At 37.9% G+C, this 1,517-nt stretch carries 2 protein-coding genes; one reads left to right on the top strand and one right to left on the bottom strand.

Annotation, left to right across the window (positions count from 1 at the left end):
• Positions 1-294 precede the first annotated feature (294 nt).
• The gene (gene adhP / locus FFM59_RS09935) at positions 295-1,314 is read left to right on the top strand and encodes an alcohol dehydrogenase AdhP (RefSeq protein WP_137602859.1); all 1,020 of its coding nucleotides are present in this window, start codon (positions 295-297) and stop codon (positions 1,312-1,314) included.
• Between the two features lie 18 nt (positions 1,315-1,332).
• On the opposite strand, the gene FFM59_RS10245 is transcribed toward adhP, so the two are convergent.
• A partial coding sequence (locus FFM59_RS10245) for a hypothetical protein (RefSeq protein ID WP_225420350.1) occupies positions 1,333-1,517 on the bottom strand: 185 nt, incomplete at its 5' end.

Raw genomic sequence — 1,517 nt, 5'->3', positions numbered from 1 at the left:
AAGATAAAGACATACCCGTCAGTTTTCGAAAAAATACGAAAACTGACGGGATTTTTATGAACTATGAATAATTCAGGTAAATGTTCTTACGATAAATTTTAATGTAGATTTCATTTATCCATCATGTGAAAAAGTTTGTAAGTCAAACTAACTAGTAATTAAGAGTTTTAACACAAATTTAAACATTTTTTGTTCATAATTTCACTTGCTGCTTATCGCTGTAAGTGCTATCATTTTAGAGTAAGTTGATTAGTTTCTTTAACCCTATATTTTATATTGAAAGAGGTATTGTTTATGAAAGCAGCAGTTGTACGTGATGCAGTAGATGGTTATGTTGATATTATTGACAAGGAACTTCGCCCACTAGAATTTGGTGAAGCACTTGTTGATGTTGAATATTGTGGTCTTTGTCACACTGATTTGCATGTTACTAGTGGCGATTATGGTGCCTTCCCTGGCCGTGTCATTGGACATGAAGGTGTTGGGATTGTTAGCAAATTAGGTGAAGGTGTTACTGCACTTAAAGTTGGCGATCGTGTTTCAATCGCTTGGTTCTTTGGCGGTTGTGGACACTGTGAATATTGTTTAACTGGTCGTGAAACATTCTGTCGTAACGTCCGTAATGCTGGTTTCACTGTTGATGGTGCCATGGCACAACAAGTTATCGTTGATGCTAACTATGCTGTTAAAGTTCCTGAAGGCCTTGACCCAGTTGAAGCTACTTCATTAACTTGTGCCGGAGTTACAATGTACAAAGCATTGAAGACCGGTGGCGTAAAGCCAGGTCAATGGGTATCAGTTGTTGGTGCCGGTGGTCTTGGTAACCTTGCCGTTCAATATGCAAAACATGTCTTTGGTGCTCATGTTGTCGTAGTTGATGGTAATGAAGATAAATTAGCTGCTGCTAAAGAATGTGGCGCTGATATCATACTTAACCGTCACGATGGAAACATTGCTCAAAAGATTCAAGAATTAACTGGTGGTGTTCATACAGCTCAAGTTACCGCTGTTAATGCTCAAGCATTTACAGATGCTGTTGATTCACTTCGTCCAGATGGCCGTTTAGTTGCCGTTGCCCTTCCTACTGGTAACATGGAATTAAACATTGGTAAAACTGTTTTAGATGGTATCCAAGTGGCTGGTTCACTTGTTGGTACTCGTCAAGACTTAGCTGAAACATTCCAATTTGGTGCTGAAGGTAAAGTTAAACCAATCGTTCATACTCGTAAATTAAGTGAAGTTAATGATATCATCGACGAAATGAAAGCCGGCAAGATTGTTGGTCGTGAAGTCGTAGATATGTCTTTATCATAATTATCCAAGGAGTAGCGTTCATTCGCTGCTCTTTTCTTTTACAAACTGTGCAAAAATCCAAGGTCGATTTCGACCTTGGATTTTTTTGGTAAACCAATTTATATTCAATTCACTGAAATCAAAAAGGAGTGGCTGGGAAAAAACTAACCAGCTATAGAAAAATCGACCAAGAATTCTATAATTAATAGAATTTTTGGTCGGTT

The sequence above is a fragment of the Paucilactobacillus nenjiangensis genome (genome assembly GCF_005405445.1).
GTDB classification, from domain to species: domain Bacteria; phylum Bacillota; class Bacilli; order Lactobacillales; family Lactobacillaceae; genus Paucilactobacillus; species Paucilactobacillus nenjiangensis.
The sequence above is the reverse complement of the archived record's forward strand: the minus strand, read 5'-3'. Positions and strand labels throughout refer to the sequence as shown.

Coding starts and splice junctions, on each gene's coding strand:
- adhP (WP_137602859.1), top strand. CDS start 295: ATGAAAGCAGCAGTTGTACGTGATGCAGTAGATGGTTATGTTGATATT.